17 protein-coding genes are annotated in these 18926 nt (G+C 62.1%); 9 read left to right on the top strand and 8 right to left on the bottom strand.

What is annotated here, in order from left to right:
- Window positions 1–150: 150 nt before the first annotated feature.
- The 3 genes from ACIOWL_RS14740 to ACIOWL_RS14750 all read left to right on the top strand — a co-directional run bounded on the left by ACIOWL_RS14740 (window position 151) and on the right by ACIOWL_RS14750 (window position 2769).
- Window positions 151–1143, top strand: coding sequence for a methionine ABC transporter ATP-binding protein (locus tag ACIOWL_RS14740; protein WP_400386614.1), 993 nt, complete (start codon window positions 151–153; stop codon window positions 1141–1143).
- Between the two features lie 4 nt (window positions 1144–1147).
- The gene (locus ACIOWL_RS14745) at window positions 1148–1813 is read left to right on the top strand and encodes a methionine ABC transporter permease (protein ID WP_400386617.1); all 666 of its coding nucleotides are present in this window, start codon (window positions 1148–1150) and stop codon (window positions 1811–1813) included.
- Between the two features lie 104 nt (window positions 1814–1917).
- Window positions 1918–2769 (top strand): MetQ/NlpA family ABC transporter substrate-binding protein, encoded by an 852-nt coding sequence (locus ACIOWL_RS14750; protein WP_400386619.1) that lies wholly within the window; start codon window positions 1918–1920, stop codon window positions 2767–2769.
- A gap of 129 nt (window positions 2770–2898) precedes the next feature.
- Here the strand turns inward: ACIOWL_RS14750 and hemL are convergent, their stop codons facing one another.
- The 8 genes from hemL to hemE form a co-directional block, all read right to left on the bottom strand.
- Window positions 2899–4206: a glutamate-1-semialdehyde 2,1-aminomutase gene (hemL, locus tag ACIOWL_RS14755; RefSeq protein WP_400386622.1), complete on the bottom strand. Its 1308-nt coding sequence runs from the start codon at window positions 4204–4206 to the stop codon at window positions 2899–2901.
- 4 nt (window positions 4207–4210) lie between these two features.
- Window positions 4211–5194: a porphobilinogen synthase gene (hemB, locus tag ACIOWL_RS14760; RefSeq protein ID WP_400386625.1), complete on the bottom strand. Its 984-nt coding sequence runs from the start codon at window positions 5192–5194 to the stop codon at window positions 4211–4213.
- Between the two features lie 60 nt (window positions 5195–5254).
- Window positions 5255–6046: a uroporphyrinogen-III synthase gene (locus ACIOWL_RS14765; protein ID WP_400386627.1), complete on the bottom strand. Its 792-nt coding sequence runs from the start codon at window positions 6044–6046 to the stop codon at window positions 5255–5257.
- An 8-nt stretch (window positions 6047–6054) separates the two neighbouring features.
- Window positions 6055–7029 carry a hydroxymethylbilane synthase gene (gene hemC / locus ACIOWL_RS14770; protein WP_400386629.1) on the bottom strand — a complete coding sequence of 325 codons (975 nt, stop codon included), beginning with the start codon at window positions 7027–7029 and terminating at the stop codon, window positions 6055–6057.
- The gene (locus tag ACIOWL_RS14775; RefSeq protein ID WP_400386632.1) at window positions 7026–8231 is read right to left on the bottom strand and encodes a ferrochelatase; all 1206 of its coding nucleotides are present in this window, start codon (window positions 8229–8231) and stop codon (window positions 7026–7028) included. Before ACIOWL_RS14775 ends, hemC begins: the two co-directional genes overlap by 4 nt.
- Window positions 8228–8914: a hydrogen peroxide-dependent heme synthase gene (gene hemQ, locus ACIOWL_RS14780; protein ID WP_400387060.1), complete on the bottom strand. Its 687-nt coding sequence runs from the start codon at window positions 8912–8914 to the stop codon at window positions 8228–8230. Before hemQ ends, ACIOWL_RS14775 begins: the two co-directional genes overlap by 4 nt.
- Before the next feature lie 99 nt (window positions 8915–9013).
- Window positions 9014–10600 carry a protoporphyrinogen oxidase gene (gene hemG, locus ACIOWL_RS14785; RefSeq protein WP_400386634.1) on the bottom strand — a complete coding sequence of 529 codons (1587 nt, stop codon included), beginning with the start codon at window positions 10598–10600 and terminating at the stop codon, window positions 9014–9016.
- Window positions 10601–10720: 120 nt separating this feature from the next.
- The gene (hemE, locus tag ACIOWL_RS14790; protein ID WP_400386637.1) at window positions 10721–11776 is read right to left on the bottom strand and encodes a uroporphyrinogen decarboxylase; all 1056 of its coding nucleotides are present in this window, start codon (window positions 11774–11776) and stop codon (window positions 10721–10723) included.
- 172 nt (window positions 11777–11948) lie between these two features.
- On the opposite strand from hemE, the gene ACIOWL_RS14795 reads away from it, so the two are divergent.
- The 6 genes from ACIOWL_RS14795 to ACIOWL_RS14820 all read left to right on the top strand — a co-directional run bounded on the left by ACIOWL_RS14795 (window position 11949) and on the right by ACIOWL_RS14820 (window position 18920).
- A complete protein-coding gene (locus ACIOWL_RS14795) occupies window positions 11949–13262 on the top strand; it encodes a glutamyl-tRNA reductase (protein WP_400386640.1) in 1314 nt (437 codons plus the stop codon).
- 142 nt (window positions 13263–13404) lie between these two features.
- On the top strand, window positions 13405–14028 hold the full coding sequence (locus ACIOWL_RS14800) for a TetR/AcrR family transcriptional regulator (protein ID WP_400386642.1): 624 nt from the start codon (window positions 13405–13407) through the stop codon (window positions 14026–14028).
- 65 nt (window positions 14029–14093) lie between these two features.
- Window positions 14094–14315 (top strand): DUF3107 domain-containing protein, encoded by a 222-nt coding sequence (locus ACIOWL_RS14805; protein ID WP_400386644.1) that lies wholly within the window; start codon window positions 14094–14096, stop codon window positions 14313–14315.
- A 256-nt stretch (window positions 14316–14571) separates the two neighbouring features.
- A complete protein-coding gene (locus ACIOWL_RS14810) occupies window positions 14572–16032 on the top strand; it encodes an RNB domain-containing ribonuclease (protein ID WP_400386647.1) in 1461 nt (486 codons plus the stop codon).
- A gap of 265 nt (window positions 16033–16297) precedes the next feature.
- Window positions 16298–17932 (top strand): DEAD/DEAH box helicase, encoded by a 1635-nt coding sequence (locus ACIOWL_RS14815; RefSeq protein ID WP_400386649.1) that lies wholly within the window; start codon window positions 16298–16300, stop codon window positions 17930–17932.
- 145 nt (window positions 17933–18077) lie between these two features.
- Window positions 18078–18920 carry a DNA-methyltransferase gene (locus ACIOWL_RS14820; protein WP_400387063.1) on the top strand — a complete coding sequence of 281 codons (843 nt, stop codon included), beginning with the start codon at window positions 18078–18080 and terminating at the stop codon, window positions 18918–18920.
- Window positions 18921–18926: the final 6 nt, after the last annotated feature.

Raw genomic sequence — 18926 nt, forward strand, 5'->3', positions numbered from 1 at the left:
TCACGCGAATGATATTCGATAGGGCGCGACCCAAGGGTGGATATTAAGTATGATTACCATCCTCAAAGGATCATTCGGGCGATTTTGTTCGATGATGGTTAAATGGAGGGTACTCTCTACACCCTTTGAGAATCTGAAGGAACACGCCTAGTGATCACAGTTAGTGACCTGCGCAAGGTCTACCGCCAGGGAAACAATGACGTTGTTGCCCTCGGAGGGGTCAGCCTTGAAGTCCCTACCGGAAAAATTCATGGCATCGTGGGGCATTCGGGCGCAGGTAAATCCACCCTGGTGCGCTGCTTGACCCTGCTCGACCAGCCAACCTCCGGAACCGTTGCGGTCAACGGCAAGGAACTGACAAACGTCAGCGCCGAAGAACTGCGCGATGCTCGCCGCCGGATCGGTATGGTTTTCCAGCACGCTAACCTCTTTGATTCACGAACCACCGAACAGAATGTGGGCTACCCGCTCGAGCTGACCGGTACCCCCAAAAAAGAGATTGAAGCCAAGGTCGCTGGACTCTTGGAACTTGTAGGCCTGAGCAAATTCGCCAAGGCCTACCCATCGCAACTATCCGGTGGACAACGCCAGCGAGTCGGCATCGCCCGCGCACTGGCCACCGACCCGGATGTACTGCTGTGCGATGAGCCCACCAGTGCACTGGATCCTAAAACGACCGACGAAATTCTTGACCTCGTCAAGGAGCTGCGTGATCGCCTGAACATCACGGTGTTGATCATCACCCACGAAATGCACGTGGTGAAACAGGCTTGCGATTCGGTGTCGCTGCTAGAGGGTGGCTTCATTGTGGAGCACGGCGACATTGCCTCGGTGATCACCAATGCCCAGGGCCGTTTGGCGCAGACCCTGCTGCCGCTGCCCGGCGACACACCACGCTCTGCCGGGCCTGGCCCGATCCTTGACCTGCTGTACACCGGGGATCAAGCAACCGAACCTGTCATTTCCTCGGTCGCCCGCACCTTCAACGTGGATGTCAATGTCCTGGCCGGTTCCGTGGAGCAGCTCAGCGAACAGCAGTACGCTCACCTGCGGATCCAGCTCCCGGCAGATGCAGATGTCGAGTCAATTATCACTTATCTGAAGTCGAACGGCATTGCCGTCACCGTGAAGGGAACCAAGTAAACTCATGGATTTCCTCACTCCCACCGTCCAGAAGGCCATGTTGACCGCCACCTGGGAAACCCTGGAAATGGTCCTCATTTCCGGTGTTGTCACCGTGGCCATCGGCTTGCTGCTGGGCATCTTGCTGCATGCAACCGGAAAAGACGGATTGACCCCGGTGCGTTGGTTGAACGTGATCCTGTCCGGGATCATCGTCAACATCACCCGTTCGATCCCCTTTGCGATCCTGATGGTGGCGTTGATCCCCTTCTCCGCCATGATTATCGGAACCTCGCTGGGGCCCATCGCGGCCTCGGTCTCGCTGACCATCGGCACCATCCCATTTTTTGCCCGCCTGGTAGAAACCGCCCTGCGCGATGTCTCCTCGGGTAAGGTCGATGCGGCCCTGGTGATGGGCTCAACCAAGATGCAGGTGATTCGCAAGGTCATGATTCCTGAGGCGATGCCAGGCATCGTCGCGGCCGTCACCACCACGGTGGTCACACTGATCGGCTACTCCGCCATGGCCGGCCTGGTTGGCGGTGGCGGTCTGGGACGTATGGCCTACACCTACGGCTACACCCGCTACAACCCTGAAATCATGATCCTCACCATCGTCATCATCATTGTGATGGTGCAGGTTGTCCAGATCATCGGCGATTTGATCGCCCGCAAGGTTGATCACCGCTAAAACTTCCACCGGACTTTTCGGTGCTCGCCCGGGAACTATTTTCTTAGGCAACAATTCACTCGCACACGGGCTTCACGGCTCGTAAACCTAAAGGAAACAACGTTATGCGCACAAAGCTCGCTCTTGCCCTAACCGGTGTTGCAGCTATCTTCGCCCTCTCCGCCTGCGGTGGCAGCGATGCCCCGGCCGATGCTTCGGCCCAGGCCTTGGATCCAGCGAACCCGGTAGTAGTCAAGGTCGGCGGCAGCCCGGTTCCGCAGGCTCAGATCTTGAACTTCATTGACGAGAACCTGGCCAAGGACGCCGGTATCGACCTTGAGGTCGTCGAAATCGATGACTACGTCACCCCAAACACCTCGCTGGCCGACGGATCCCTGGATGCCAACTACTTCCAGACCGAGAAGTACCTGGCGACCGAAGTTGCCGAAAAGGGTTACAAGTTCGCGCACGGTGCGGGCATCCACGTGGAGCCTATGACCGTCTTCTCGAAGAAGTTCAACTCCGCTGACGAGGTTACCGAAGGCGCCCGCGTGGTCTTGAACAACGATCCGGTGAACCAGTTGCGCGGCATGCGTGTGCTGGAGGCCGCCGGCCTGCTCTCCGGCCTGGAGGACACCGATTCGGTGCTGACCGTAGCGGATGACAAGGCGAAGAACCCGAAGGGACTGAAGTTCGACGAGGTTAACGCCGAGCAGGTTCCGCAGTACTACACCAAGGATGACTCGGTCGACATTGCCGTGATCAACGGCAACTTCATCGTTCAGGCGAAGCTGAACAAGGAGGAGATCCTGGCTCAGGAGTCCGGCGAAAACAACCCGAACGCCAACTTCCTGACCTGGCGTGAAGGTGAAGAGACCCCTGCCATCGCCAAGCTTGATGAACTGCTGCGCTCGGACGAGGTTCGCGAATTCATCGAAACCACCTGGACCGACGGCAGCGTCATCCCAGCGTTCTAAGTCACTTAGGCATCAAGAAAGGCGGGGTCCACACCACAAGATTTTGTGGTGTGGACCCCGCCTTTCGCAGCTTAATTCCCGACGCGCACCGCGGGTGCGCCTGCGACAGGAGACCCGCGATGCACTGAGTCAGGCCGTGGCCGCCGCAGCCGCCTTAGCCGCCGCCGGCAGTGCCGAGATAATTCGGTCCATTGCCGCGTCGTCATGGGCTGCCGAGACGAACCAGGCTTCGAACACGCTCGGTGGCAGGTAGACCCCGGAATCCAGCATTGAGTGGAAGAACGGTGCGTAACGGAAGGCTTCCTGCTGCTGGGCATCGGCGTAGTTGTGCACACCATTGGCCGAGGTGCCAAAAGCAACCGAGAACAGGGTTCCGGCACGCTGGATCGAGTGATCCAGGCCCTCGGCGTTGAAGGCCGAGGTGATTGCCTGCTGCAGGGTGTCTGACTGCTGTTCCAGGAAGCTGTACACCTGCGCGGTGGCGTTCTCCAACTGGGCAATACCAGCGGCCATCGCAACCGGATTACCCGAGAGGGTGCCCGCCTGGTAGACCGGACCCAGCGGGGCAAGGTAGTCCATCACGTCCGCGCGTCCGCCAAGGGCCGCGGTCGGCAGGCCGCCGCCGATGACCTTGCCGAAGGTGTAGAGGTCTGCATTCCAGCCTTCAACACGACCGCTCAGGCCCCAGTAGCCGGCGTCCGAGGCCCGGAACCCGGTGAGCACTTCATCCACGATCAGCAGGGCGCCATACTTGGCGGTGGTTTCCTTGAGGAACTTATTGAATCCCTCCTGCGGGGTCACCACCCCCATGTTGCACGGGGCGGACTCGGTGATCAGCGCCGCGATGTTGGCACCATGTTCGGCGAACGCCGCTTCAACGGCGGCCCGGTCGTTATACGGCAGCACCAGGGTCTGCGCCGCGGTCGCAGCGGTGACTCCCGCGGAGCCGGGCAGGGCCAAGGTGGCCACGCCGGAACCGGCATCCGCCAGCAGGCCGTCGAGGTGGCCGTGGTAGCAGCCGGAGAACTTCACGATCAGTTCACGGCCGGTGAACCCGCGCGCCAGGCGCACCGCGGTCATGGTCGCCTCGGTGCCGGTGGAGACCATGCGCAGGCGTTCAACACCGCCCATGCGGTTCTTGATCAGCTGCCCCAGTTTGGCTTCGTCCGGGGTGGACGCCCCGAAGGACAGGCCGCGGTCCACCGCTGCGTGAACGGCCGCCTGGATTTCCGGGTGTGCATGTCCCAGCAACGCCGGACCCCAGGAGCAGACCAAGTCCACGTATTCTTTGCCATCGGCGTCGGTCAGGTAGGCGTCCTTGGCACCCACCATAAACGGCGGGATTCCGCCGACCGAACCGAAGGCACGCACCGGGGAGTTCACCCCGCCAGGCATAACCTCGCGGGCCTCGGCAAACAGCTTTTCAGAGTTCGACATACGTTTATTTACCTTCCTTAAGCCAGCCGGCAACTTCGGCTGCGTAGTACGTGAGAATCTGTTGGGCCCCGGCACGTTTGATGGACAGCAGGGATTCAAGCACGGCGGCCTTGCGGTCGATCCAACCGTTCGCGCTAGCTGCCTCGATCATCGAATACTCGCCGGAAATCTGGTAGGCGGAGACCGGGACCGGGGAGATCTCGGCGATATCCCGCACAATATCCAGGTAGCTCATGGCAGGTTTCACCATGATCATGTCCGCGCCCTCGGCAATGTCCAGCTCTGCTTCCAACACGGCTTCGCGGCGGTTGGCCGCATCCATCTGGTAGGTTCGGCGGTCCCCGGTGAGCTGGGAATCCACCGCCTCGCGGAACGGGCCGTAGAAGGCGCTGGCGTACTTGGCGCTGTAGGCAAGGATCGCTGTCTCTTGCAGGCCCTGTGAATCCAGCGCCTCGCGGATGGCGCCGATTTGCCCATCCATCATGCCCGAAGGGCCGAGCACGTGAGCGCCGGCCTGTGCCTGGACGACTGCCATCTGAGCATAAATTTCCAAGGTGGCATCATTGTCCACGGCCCCCTTGGCATCCAGCACCCCGCAGTGGCCGTGGGAGGTGAATTCGTCCAGGCAGACATCCGACATCACCACCAGCTCATCGCCTACTTCTGCCCGCACGGCGGCGATCCCGCGGTTCAAAATGCCCTGCGGGTCGATGCCCGCCGAACCGTTTTCATCCCGTTCGGCGGGGATTCCGAAAAGCATGATGCCGCCAACACCCAGCGTGACCGCCTGCTCGGCGGCCGCTTTGAGGCTGTCCAGGGTGTGCTGGTACACCCCGGGCATCGAGGTGATCTCGTTTGGTTCGCTCATTCCTTCTCGGACAAAGGCCGGCAAGATCAGCTGGCGTGCGTTCAGCTGGTTCTCGGCCACCAGCGCGCGGATGGCAGGGTTCTGCCGCAGGCGGCGTGGTCGATGCTGAGGGAAACCCATGGCTTCATATCTCCAGTTCTACTGTTGCTTTATGAAAAAGTTCATCTGCGGCGCGAGGCCTTACCCGATGCCCAACACCGTGCGTGCCGCCTGGGCCAGTCCGTCGGGACCCGGAGAGCGTGCGGTGATGCTCACCGGCAACCCGGCCGTGCTCAGCGCCCGGGCCGTGGGTTCCCCGATGGCTAGGGTATTCACCTGCGCAGGCAATGTCCCATCCATCAATTGCCTAAAACGCCGTACGATGCTCGGGGCACTGAAAACCACCAGATCCAGCTCTTTGAGTTTCGCACCAATCTGTCCGGGGTCAAGCAGCTGAAGGCCTTGCGGAATGTTCCCGGTGCCCACCGGGCGACCAGGAGTTCCGGCATCCACGGTGCGGTAGGCGATGACCTCGCTGAGGTTCACCGGCAGCAGCCGGAGAAAGTCGCTGAGCGTGCTGCTTGCCAAGTCCCCGTGCGGATACCAAATGTGCGAGCCGGGCTCGGGTTTCCACTCGTGGACCATGCCCGCGGCGGATTGCTGGCGCGGCTGGAAGTCCACCGCGGTACCGAGCTGCTCGTAAGCGGCCTGCGCGGTTTTCGAGCCGACCGCCGCCACATTCAGCGAACCAGGCAGGCTGCGCCCGCTAAGCACTTCACGCAGCACATTCACCGTGGTGACGCTGGTCAGCAGCAACCATCCAGAGCCGCCGCGTGCGAGGTTTTCGGTCAGGCGCTCCAGCTGGGCGGTGTCTTCAGGCCAGATGGTTTCGATCAGCTGGGCGCACCACGAGGTGATACCCAGCCGATCAAATTCCTGCACGGTCGCGGCGGCACGCGCCGGCTCGCGCAGGATCAGAGCCTGATAACCCATCGGTTGGACTACGCCAGCCCGGCGACTTGTGCCGCACCGTCGGCCAGCATGCCGACGGCCAGTTCACGGCCCAGGCTTCGGGCCGCGGCGACATCACCCAGCGGCGCCTGGGCGCTGCGGCGCATCACCTGCGATCCGTCGGGGTTGCAGGCAACCGCATCCAAAATCAGCAGTTCACCCTCCACCCGGGCCAAGGCGCCGATGGGAGCGGCGCAGCCGGCTTCCAACGCGTTGAGCAGCGCGCGTTCGGCTTCCACCTGCAACCGGGTGTGCAGGTCGTCGAAACGGGTCAACGCCTCATCCAGCGCTGGATGACCGGTACCGGCGGTACGGGTCTCCAGGGCCAACGCACCCTGCCCGGGGGCCGGAAGCATGATGGATGGATCCAAATACTGGGTGATGTGCTGCTCCAGTCCCAACCGGCGCATTCCCGCGGCAGCCAGGATCACCGCATCCAGATCACCCTGGGTGGCACGACCCACGCTGCCGTCGTCGTGGGTATCCCCCACGCCTTTAACCCGGCCCAGCCGGGTGGGTACGTTGCCGCGAATGTCCACGACGTTCAGGTCCGGCCGGTAGGCACGCAGCTGCGCGGCGCGACGCGGGGATCCGGTGCCGATCATCGCGCCTTCCGGCAGCTGATCAAGGCCCAGCGAATCCCGCGCGCACAGCGCGTCACGCACATCCTCGCGCGGCGGGATGGCGGCGAGCACCAGCCCCTCGGGCTGCACCGTGGGCAGATCCTTGAGCGAATGCACGGCCAGGTCGCACCCGCCGTCAACCAGGTGGTGGCGCAGCGCGGCGGCGAACACTCCGGTGCCCCCCAGGCTCGCCAATGAACCGGTGACAACATCACCCTCGGTTTTGACCAGCACGGTGTCAACCGCGAGCCCGGAAAGCTCAGCCAGCTGCTGGGCTGCCCACCCGGTCTGGGTGGTCGCCAAGGCGCTGCCGCGGGTGCCTACACGAAAAACCTCGCTCATGCCTGCGGTACCCCAACCTCGGAATCCACCGCGGCGATGGTTGGACGCATCGTCCCGTCCAGCGCGAGCTTCTCGCAGCACCCCGGACGGCAGACGTCGAACCAGGGGCCGCCGGCCACCTCGGTGACTCGCCCTTCACGCAGGGCGGCCCCGCCAGGACCTGCCAGGCGTTCTTCCACCAGGTCCACCAAGCCGGAGACAAAGGCCTGGTGCGTGCCCGGGGTCGGGACGCGGGCAAAGGCCACACCAAGTTCGGCGCAGGTGTCCTTGGCTTCGGTATCCAAGTCCCACAGCACTTCCATGTGATCGGAAATGAAGCCGATGGGAACCACGACCGCGCCGGCCAGACCGGCGGCGGCTTCTTCTTCCAGCCAGTCGTTGATATCGGGTTCCAGCCACGGGGTATGCGGCGCCCCGGAGCGCGACTGGTACACCAGGGTGTGTTCCAGACCCGCGGCCTCCGGCACGTTGGCCAGGATGTGTTCGGCCACCGCACGGTGCTGGGCGGTATACAGATTTTCGCTCAGCGTGCCGCGGATCGCTTCCGGGCCGGCGGCATCCGCGTCGCTCATCGGAATCGAGTGGGTCACAAACACGATCTTGATCGGCGCATCGGGAGTTCCGTCCGCCTCAAGCTGCGCGCGGACCGAGGCCAGCGAAGCCGGAAGCTGCTGGATGAACGGTTGCACAAACGCCGGGGTGTCATAAAACTGACGGAGTTTGTCGACCTCAAGCACCCCTTCCAAACCGGTGGCGCGCAACCCCATGCCCAGGTCTTCGCGGTACTGGCGGCAGGCCGAATACCCCGAGTAGGCTCCGGTGCCCATCAGCAGGACCTTGCGATGCCCGTCAGCCGCGATCTGTTCCAGGACATCGTTGACAAACGGATGCCAGTTGCGGTTGCCCCAGTAGATCGGCACGTCCAGGCCGCGCGCGGCCAGTTCGGCTTCCAGGGCCGCCTTCAGCGCCCGGTTCTGGGCGTTGATCGGGGAAACACCACCGTTTTTGCGGTAATGCACCGCAACCTCTTCCAAGCGTTCATCCGGGATACCACGCCCGCCGGTGACATTACGCAGGAACGGGATCACGTCATCCTGGCCCTCCGGGCCGCCGAAGGATGCAAGCAGAATTGCGTCGTAGGCCTTCGGAATCATACGCCCGGACTGATCGTAGCCGGTACGCGGATCGAAAGACTGGCTCACAGAAGCACCTCAAGTGCTTCGGCGGCCGAGATGCGCCGGCCGGTGTAGAACGGGGTCTCTTCGCGCACGTGGTGGCGGGCCTCGGTGTACCGCAGGTGGCGCATCATATCAACCAGGTCGATCATGTCATCTGCTTCGAGGCAGATCTGCCATTCGTAGTCGCTGAACGCAAAGGCGGCCACGGTGTTGGCCAGCACGTTGGGGAACTCGCGACCCAAGATGCCGTGGTCACGCAGCATCTTTCCGCGGGCGGCAGGATCCATGGTGTACCAGTCGGTGGAGCGGACAAACGGGTACACCGTCATCCATTCCTTGGCCTGCACGCCGCGAGCGAAGGCCGGTGAGTGGTCCTTGGCGAATTCTGCTTCACGATGCACGGCCATGGTGGAATACACGATCTCGGTCCCGGCCAGCAGGGCCGAACGGCGAATCTTTCGCATGGATGCCTGCAAGAGTTCGGCCGATGGGCCATGAACCCAGAGCATGATGTCCGCGTCTTCGCGCATTGCCGACACATCGTAGATCCCGCGCACCACCGCTCCCTCGGCGGCCAGCTGCTCCACCAGGGTCTCGAAGTCGCCCGCCGCGTCCGCAGAGCGCTGCACCGCGGTCGACCGTTTGAAAATGGTCCACAGGGTGTAGAAGAAGGTTGGGTTGTCCCCGGCGTTTTCGCGTTCGCGGATAACGGGCGAATTGTGTTCCGGTGCGTTGCTCACTGGTGTGTTCTCCTTGGATCTGCTGATCTGAGCTTGGTACTAAAAGTTTTTGGATTCTGCTGCGCGTTAGCGGGCGCTGATGGCCACCGCACGGCGAGCCTGAGCGATCACCCGGGATAACCCGGTCCCGGCTAACCAGGCGCCAACCACGTCCAGGCCCTCCAGGTCCTGTACGGCCTGTGCGACCTTCTCGCGGCGCTGGGCAGCGGCACCGCCTTGGAGTGGCACCATGTCACTAAATCGGGATATCGAGCTGCCCAACACGTCATCCTGGTGCAATTGAACACCAAGAATCTTTGAAGCGTCTTTGACCGCCTGTTCCACCAGTGCCTGATCATCACCGGATTCGACAAGCGGTTCGTGCTCCCCGATGCGACCGAAGGACAGGCGCACCACGTGGGTTCCCGGGCCGGCTTCCTCGGCAAGCCACGGCCATTTGGCGGTGGCATGGGTCAGCGCCTTGGCCTTCAGGCCCGCGTTGCGAGAGACCAGCACCCCGGAACCGCGCGGAGCGTCATCCAGTTCCGGTTTGTCGACCACGAGCATCACCAGAGCGATCGAATTATTCTCGGCCTGGGCTTGGATCTGTTGCGTTTGCGGCAGCAGCGGGTTCAGCAGCTCAAGTGCGGCCGCCGCCGGGGTGGCAATCACCACCCGGTCTGCTTTCAGTTCGTGCCCCAGGGTATGAACGGTATACGGTTGGTCCCCCTGCGGGTCGCGGCTGACCTCGGTGACCGGCGAGTTGCGGACCAACGCGACACCGGAGCCCTGCAGCGCACCGGTCAGCGCGTGGATCATGGTGAACATTCCACCCTGAAGCCCTGCGACTCTTGAACCGGCCGGAGCCAGTGACTGCAATTGCGTCACGGCGCGCGCCAGCGACCCGGTGGACTGCATGGCCTGTCGCAACCCCGGCGCGGCCACGTCGATATCAAGCTGTGCCGGATCGGTGGAATACACCCCGTTGACCACTGGTGCCACCAACTCGTCGAGGACCGACTGCCCCATCCGCGAGCGGACCACTTCGGCCAGCGACAGCTTCTCCGTCGCCCATTTTTTGCTCATCGGCGTGATCAGGTCCGCCGCGGCCCGCACGGTGGCGGTGCGGCCAATAATCTGGCGCACCTCATCGCTGCGCACCGTGCCCGGAATTCCCATGAGCGCGGTGGCAGGCAGCGGATGGGCGAGGTTCTTCTCGCCATCACCGTGGATCAACCAGGCGTTCGCCCCGGACGTCGCGGCGATAGCGTCCGACAGGTCCAATTCATCCAGGTAGGCGGCGACGGTGCCACCGCGCACCGCGAACGATTCAGCCCCGGCGTCCAGCTGCAGGCCGGCGACTTCTGCGTGCCGCACGCACCCGCCGAAACTGTTGCTGCTTTCAAGCACGGTCACCCGATGGCCGGTTTGACGCAGGTCCCTGGCCGCCACCAGACCTGCAATCCCGCCACCGATCACCACTGCGTGCGGGGCTAAGTCAGCGGCGTCCTTGGCGGCGCGTTTAGCCGACTGCGCCTCGGTGGCGTTGCGCACCTTCTCCAGCAGCCTCAGCGCGTGGGCTGCCGCATCGGAGGTGATTGCGCGCCGGGTTTTCGCCACCGACGCCTTGCTCGTGAGGTCCGCGGGGGTTTCGCTACGCTGGTCCTTGCTCACGTACCGTTGCACCTTCTGCCTTGTAGATCGTTTGCCGCGCAAGCGGGATAATCCGGGGACTGTTGCCCGAAGGCCGCTTGCGCGCTGAGGCCTGTAAAACCTAGCTTAGTCGTGCTGGGCTCACAGGGAGTGGATCAGCTCAACCACCCGGGTCAGCACCGTCGGATCGGTGGTCGGCGGAACCCCGTGTCCGAGGTTCACCACATGCCCGCGGGCCCGGCTGCCGCTGGAGATCACCTCACGCACATGGGCTTCGAGGACCTCCCACGGGGCCGAAAGCAGCGCCGGGTCGATGTTGCCCTGAACCGAAACACCCTGGCCGAGCCGTTCGATGGCGGTGCCCAGCGGGATCCGGTAGTCGACACCCACGGTGTCCACACCCACATCACGCATGGCGCCGAGCAGTTCACCGGTTCCGGTGCCAAAATGAATCAGCGGAACACCCAGGTCGCGGACGAAATCCAGGGCGCGGGACGAATACGGCGCCACAAACTTCTGATAATCAGGAAGCGAGAGCGAACCAGCCCAGGAGTCGAACAGTTGGGCCGCGGAGGCTCCGGCCTCGATCTGAGCCCGCAAGAATTTGCCCGAGGCGTCCGCGGCCCAGGACATCAACCCGTCCCAGACCTGAGGGTCGGTGTGCATCAAGGTGCGCGGACCCAGGTGGTCGCGGCTTGGTTTGCCCTCCACCATGTAGGCGGCCACGGTGAACGGCGCCCCGGCAAAACCGATCAGCGGGGTGCGTCCCAGCTCGGCTACGGTCAGCGCCACGGCCTGGCGAATTGGTTCCAGCGCTTCATCGGTAAGTTCAGGAAGCTGTGCAACTTGCTGTGCGGTGCGGATGGGGGTCTCCAGCACCGGACCAACACCGGGAACGATGTCCACTGCGATTCCCGCCAGGCGTAACGGGATCACAATGTCGGAGAAAAAAATTCCGGCGTCGACGTTGTGCCGGCGCACCGGCTGGAGAGTAATCTCACTTGCCATCGCAGGGTCAAGGCACGAATCAAGCATGCTGACACCCTCGCGCAGCTTCAGGTATTCGGGCAGGGAACGCCCCGCCTGACGCATGAACCAGACCGGGTGGTGTGATGGCTCACGGCCCGTCAAGGCCTGAATCAAAGCGGAATCTCGGGTACGTCCATCGATCATCGGATGGTTCTGCGACAGAGTCATGACTCAATTCTGCCAATTCTTCCCTTTAAAGCCCATTTGGCCGGACACGGGTCGAGCATCAAAGGCTGGGACGACCGGCAGATTAACGCATGAAATTAACAGGTTGCAGGGGCTTGACGTTAGGTAGACCTGCGTTGTTTAACTGGCCCGCGAAGCTTAACCTAGGGTCATTGTGGTTTTCTTATCTCTTGTCGCATCGCACTCGCAGCTCGACCTTGAGACCGTGGCACAAATTAGCGCCTCGGCCGGCGGGCTGGCAACTGCCTCCGTTAACGGTTCGGCAGCTATTAACGGTGCCGTCGTCCTGGCCACCTGCAACCGCTTCGAGGTCTACGCAGACGTAGAGCACGTAGAGGATGCAACCGATCACCTGGTCGGCCAGCTCGCGGCCAGCACCGAGCTCAGCGCCGAGTTCTTGGCCCGCCAGCTAACCACGCTGGAAGGCGACCCGGTCATCGAGCATCTCTTTTCCGTCGGTGCAGGGCTTGACTCTGCGGTAGTCGGTGAACGTGAAATCGCCGGACAGGTCCGCCGCGCACTGACCCAGGCGCAGCAAGAAAAAACCACAACCAGCAATCTCACCCGGCTATTCCAGAACGCCACCCGCGCGGCCAAGGACGTCGGGAGCAACACCAACCTCGGCAGCCAGGGAAAATCCGTTGTTGCGGTCGCTTTGGATTTAGCCGAAGAACTCACCAACGAGGCCACCGACTGGGCCGACCAGAATGTGGTGCTTTTTGGCACGGGATCCTATGCGGGTGCCACCATGGCCCTGCTCAAAGAACGCGGTGTCGAGCGCATTTCGGTATATTCCAGTTCGGGACGTGCAGCGGAATTCACCGGCAAACGCGGTGGTTTCCCACTGAGTGATGAGCTGCTGCCCCAGGCACTGCGCGAAGCGGATATTATCGTCGGTTGTTCCGGCGGGGGCCACCGCTTGGATCGTGTCACCCTCCAAGCGCTGCGGGTGAAAAATCACCCGTTGATCGCTATCGATATGGCACTGAACCATGATTTTGATCCTGAGCTTGTCGAAATGAGCGACGTTGATCTGATCACCCTGGAGTCTGTACGCATGGCGGCCCCCACCGATCAGGCGTTGGCCGTGCATGATGCCAGTCGCATCGTCAAGACAGCGGCCAAGGAATTCTCCGCCGCCCAACGTGAACGCGAAGCAGATTTCGCCATCGTAGCCCTGCGCCAGCACACCAAAACGGTATTGGATGCCGAGGTGGCGCGTGTGCGCGCCCAACACGGCTGCACCGCCGCGGCGGACGAAGTAGAGCTGGCCATGCGCCGGATGATGCGCCAGCTGCTGCACATTCCGACGGTTCGCGCCCGCGAGCTTGCCTCCGAGGGGCGCACGGCCGAATATGTTTCCGCCTTGGAAACTCTCTACGGGCTGGAACTGAACGAACCTGTTGGTCAAACCAGCACCCCGCTTCCCGCGACGTGCCCGGTGGATCCCAGCGCGCGCACCGCCTAACGCACCACCCTTTAAACACGTGTGAAGTTACCGTTCTCGGTGGATGCGTGGAATACTACTTGCAAGTAGGCTCCTGAATATTCTTTAAAATCCACAATGACGTGGGCGGAGCATTACAGCAGGTTGAAAGGTCGGGGCCGACATGGCTGAAGTAGAAGCGCTCAAGGGAAATCGTACGCAGCGGATGCCGCGGGAAGCACGGCGCCGCCAGCTCCTGGCGGCGGCCCACGAAGTATTTGTGGGGAACGGCTATCACGGAGCCTCCATGGATGACATTGCCGATGTGGCGAAGGTTTCCAAGCCAGTTCTGTACCAGCATTTCCCAGGGAAACGCGAACTGTATCTTGCCTTGCTGGACTCGCACCTTGCCGATTTCAGCCGACGCCTGGACGAAGCCATTCTCTCCACAGACGACAACCGGCAGCGTGTGTTTGCCACAATCAACACCTACTACCAATACATCAAAAGCGAGTCCCAGGCCTACCGCCTGATTTTTGAATCAGATGTGCTGTCCGACCCGCTCATCTCGGCGCGCATCGAAGAATTCAACAACAACCTCGCCACCTCGATTTCAAAGGTGGTTGTTAAAGACACCGACCTGAACGAGGAAGAAGGCCTGCTGGCCGGGCGTGCACTGGCCGGACTGTCCCAGGTTTCGGCCCGCTATTGGGCCACCAGCGACGACGCGGTGGATCAAGAAACAGCCGTCGACCTGATCTCACGTTTAGCTTGGCGCGGAATTTCCCAGTTCCCCAAGGAAAAGTAGCTAGATTAGTGGCAGAGGGTCCCTTCGTGTAGGGGACACATTTTTCGAGAGGATCAACAACAATCATGGAAATCCGGATTGGCATTCAGAACGTAGCCCGCGAAGTTGTACTCGAGTCCGAACTGAGCAACGCAGAAGTTAATGAGAAGCTCGCTGCGGCCATTGCCGACGGTTCGGTGTTATCCCTGACCGACCCCAAGGGCCGCGAGGTCCTGGTACCGGCCGCCGGTATCGCCTACGTGGAAGTTGGCCCGGAGGAAGTACGTCGCGTCGGCTTCGCCCAGTAATCGGCTTTCCACGGAAACCGTTTTTCGTGAATTCATCGGCCGCCCTAGCACCTGCCAGGGCGGCCGATTGTTTTACCCGCTACCCGCCGCCAGGCCCGCTACTTGCCAAAAACAACACGTCATCATGCACTGAACCTAGGTGGAAGCCCGAAGAGCCTGTAGGTTGAGGTAGTACCATCCCGGGTTTCGTCACCGGCCCGAACAGCCAGACGAAATCCGGCTCATCCGTCCAACAGGACAGGCAGGTACCGTACCAGTGACCGATCAACGCATCCTTCCCCCGCGGCAGGGGGCCGCGAGTGACCTGACACAGTTGCTAGAGTCCTTGGAAACCGAGTTCGAGGTTCCCGGGGACTTTCAGGATCAGGCCCTGCGAGCGGCCGAAGAAGCCGTGGCAAACCTCCCGGTGCCAGAAAACGACGACACCGGCCTCCCGTTTTTCACCATTGATCCCCCCGGAGCCACCGACCTTGATCAGGCGATGTACCTGGAACGAACCGATACCGGTTACCTGGTGCACTACGCCATTGCCGACGTCCCGGCCTTTGTTGCGCTCGGTGGCCTGCTCGATGAATTATCCCGGGAGCGCGGTCAAACCTTTTACCTGCCGCAACGCAAAATTACCCTCTACCCGCCGCTGATCTCAGAAGACCGCGGATCGCTGCTCCCGGAGGCCACCAGGCTGGCCTTCCACTGGCGTATCAGCCTCGATTCCCACGGGGCCCTGGGCACCGTCGAACTAACCCGCACCCGCATTCGTTCCAGGGCGCAACTGGATTATGAGTCCGCCCAGCAGCAGTTGGACGAGGGTGTTTCAAACGAGCAGTTGCAGCTCTTGGCCGAAATCGGTCGAGCTCGGTTGGTGCAGGAACGGCTACGCGGTGGCGCCTCATTGCGCCTGCCCGATCAAGAAATTGTTCCCCAAGGCCCTGGATACAAGCTGGTCAGCCGCACCCCGTTGCCGCTCGAAGAATATAACGCGCAGATCTCCTTGCTGACCGGAATTGCCGCCGCTCGACTCATGCTCACGGCCCGAACCGGCATCCTGCGCACCATGCCACCACCGGATCCAAGGGATCTGGCCGCATTCCGGAAACAGACCCAACTACTGGGGCATCCATGGCCAACCGACATCAGCTACGGCGAATACCTGCACACGCTGGATGTTGGCGATCCGCGTCAGCTGGTGATCATGCATCGCGCCGCCTCGCTGTTCCGCGGAGCCGACTACCAGGTCATCAACGGGCAACCGGAATCTGAACTCATCCAGTCGGCCTTGGCCGCGCTCTACACCCACACAACGGCCCCCTTGCGCCGGCTCGTGGACCGTTTTGTCCTGCTCACCTGCTACCTGGTTTCCACCGGCCAGCCGCTCCCGGAAGCATTGCATCAAAGCCTCGATCAGCTTCCCGGGCTGATGCGCACCAGCTCCGCGGCCGCCAACAAGGTCGCCCGCGCGGCGGTGGATCTGTTGGAGGCCTACAGCCTCCAGCATCGGATCGGCGAGAAGTTCCAGGCCATCGTATTAACCGGAACACGGGAGGCCGACGTGGATTCCACAGGCAACGGCAAAAACAAACCCGGCCAGCTTCAGCTGGTCTCCGAGCCGATCACCGGAAGCTTCAGCGGCCCTGCACGAGCTGGCACCTTGATCGAGGTTCGGCTTGTCGAGGCAGATCCGCGCACCCGCAAGATCCACTTTGAAACGGTGGGCTGAGATCGGCAAACCGCTGAATTCCGCCCGAACAAGTTATGCTGGACAGTATTACTACCAAGGATGCCCGATCGCAAAGCGCTGAAAGTACAACCAGTTACCTGATGACTTCCCAGCGGTCATCATTTCGCAGGACCCCTCGGCGGGTTGCCTGCGTGCCTAGAGCGATCGGCTCCGCTGGACCCGCATCCCCTGGACGCACCCCCTGAATCTGCAGGAGTGGTTCGCCCGTGCAGGGATGCCAACATGAAATGAGACTACAGACATCGTGAGTGACACGACGCTAACGGCACCAGCTGCCGACACCCCAGAGGAAAACGGCACCGAAGCGCCGCAACAGAGTTTTGCGGAACTGAACGTACGTGAGGATATCGTCGCTTCCCTGCTTGAGGCAGGCATCGAGTATCCTTTCCCGATCCAGGCACTGACCCTTCCGGTGGCTTTGGGTGGCAATGACATTATTGGCCAGGCGAAAACCGGTACTGGCAAAACCCTTGGTTTCGGCATCCCGGCCCTCCAGCGGGTGCTGCGCGAGGGCGACGCTGGTTACTCGGATCTCCAGTTCCCCGGCGCTCCCCAGGCACTGATCGTGGCCCCGACGCGCGAACTGGCAATTCAGGTCGGCGCCGACCTGGCCCAGGCTTCCAAGCACTCGAACATTTCGATCACCACCATCTACGGTGGCCGACCTTACGAGGAACAGATTGCGGCGCTCAAAGCCGGTACCGACGTCATTGTCGGCACTCCCGGACGCCTGATTGACCTGAACCGCCAGCGGGTGCTGAACCTGAAGCAGATCAAAACCGTGGTGCTGGATGAGGCTGACGAAATGCTGGACCTGGGCTTCCTGCCGGATGTGGAGCGCCTGCTGGCGGCCCTGCCTCCGGTACGCCAGGCGATGCTTTTCTCCGCCACCATGCCCGGTGCGGTGATCACCATGGCCCGCCGCTACATGTCCCGCCCGACGCACATCCGCGCTCAGGATCCGGATGATGACGGCTCGCTGACCAAACGCAACATCCGCCAGCTGGTCTACCGTGCGCACTCGCTGGACAAGGATGAAATGGTGGCCCGCCTGCTGCAGGCCGAGGGCCGTGGCAAAACGATCATTTTCACCCAGACCAAACGCTCAGCGGCCAAGCTGGCCGACGAGCTGACCGACCGTGGATTTAATGCCGGCTCCTTGCACGGCGACCTGGGACAGGGCGCCCGCGAGCAGGCATTGAAGGCCTTCCGCTCGGGCAAGGTGGAAATCCTGGTCGCTACCGACGTGGCCGCCCGCGGTATCGACGTGGATGACGTCACCCACGTGGTCAACCTGCAGTGCCCGGATGATGAAAACACCTACTTGCACCGTGTTGGCCGTACCGGTCGCGCCGGGAACACCGGCACCGCGGTCACCTTTGTCGATTGGGATTCGGTGCCGCGCTGGTCGCTGATCAACAAGGCCCTGGGGCTCAGCGTGCCCGAACCGGTGGAGACCTATTCCTCCTCGCCGCACTTCTTCGCCGACCTGAACATCCCCAAGGGGACCAAGGGACGGTTGCCGCGCGCTAAAAAGAGTGCCGCCGCCGAAGGCGACGGTTCACCCCGGGAAAGCACCCCGCGTGAAAACCGTGAGCGCACCCCGCGTCGACGCAGCGGTTCACGCACCCGCACCCGGACCGTGAACGGCCAGGCGACCGAACGCGGCGACCAGCAGGATACCGCGACGCAAGATCAGGCAGGCGCCCGCCACGGCCATTCAAAGGGCCGCCAGGACCGACCTGCACGTGAAGCAGAGCGCCACCGCGAATCACACACCGCCTCCGAGGATAACGCGGTGCAGGAGGCCTCCAAGCCACGGCGTCGCCGCCCACGCCGCCGCACCGGTGGAAACAGCGAATCAGGTTCGCAGGACTAGTCCGCCCACCGTTTAGCACTTTGAAAGGAATCACAACCAGGTGCAGGCACTACCTGAAGATTCGACCCCGCCGGTGACCGCAATCCAACCGGCGCTTCCGGCGTCGGCCCCGGCCGCCGGTAACACGGTATTCCATGGGGATAACATGTCGGCGCTTGCCAGCATGCCCGATGAAAGCTTCACCCTGATCTACGTGGATCCACCCTTCAACACCGGACGCAAACAAACCCGGGCGCAGCGCACCATGACCCGGGCCGCAGAAGGCGAAGGGACCCACGTGGGTTTCAAGGGCAAAAGCTATACCGCCGAAATAGGGCAGGCCCGCTCCTACCGTGACACCTTTGATGACTACCTCAGCTTCATTGAGCCGCGCCTGCTGGAGGCCTACCGACTTTTGGCGGAGGACGGAACCCTCTACGTCCATTTGGACTACCGGGAGGTGCACTACGTCAAGGTGCTGCTCGACCAGATTTTCGGCCGGGATTCGTTCCTGAACGAACTGATCTGGGCTTACGATTACGGGGCGCGGGCCAAGAGCCGTTGGCCGGCGAAACACGACACCATTTTGGTGTATGTGAAAAACCCAAAAAAGTATCATTTTGATTCCGCAGAAGTTGACCGTGAGCCGTACATGGCACCCGGTTTGGTGACCCCGGAAAAACGCGAAAAAGGCAAACTCCCCACCGACGTATGGTGGCATACCATTGTCTCGCCCACCGGCAAGGAAAAAACAGGCTACCCGACGCAGAAGCCCGAGGGGATTCTGCGACGTATCGTGGCGGCTTCCTCACGGCCCGGCGACTGGGTTCTCGACTTTTTTGCCGGTTCCGGCACCACCGGTGCGGTGGCCGCGAAAATGGGGCGCCAGTTTGTGCTGATCGATCAGAATCCTGAAGCGATCGACGTGATGAGCTCCCGGTTGCCCGAAGGCACCACTTTCAGCGTGGTTAAGCCAGGTGGCACGGGCAGTGAGAAACAAACCGCATAGGACCTT

This window comes from Glutamicibacter sp. NPDC087344 (genome assembly GCF_044744225.1).
Classification (GTDB): domain Bacteria; phylum Actinomycetota; class Actinomycetes; order Actinomycetales; family Micrococcaceae; genus Glutamicibacter.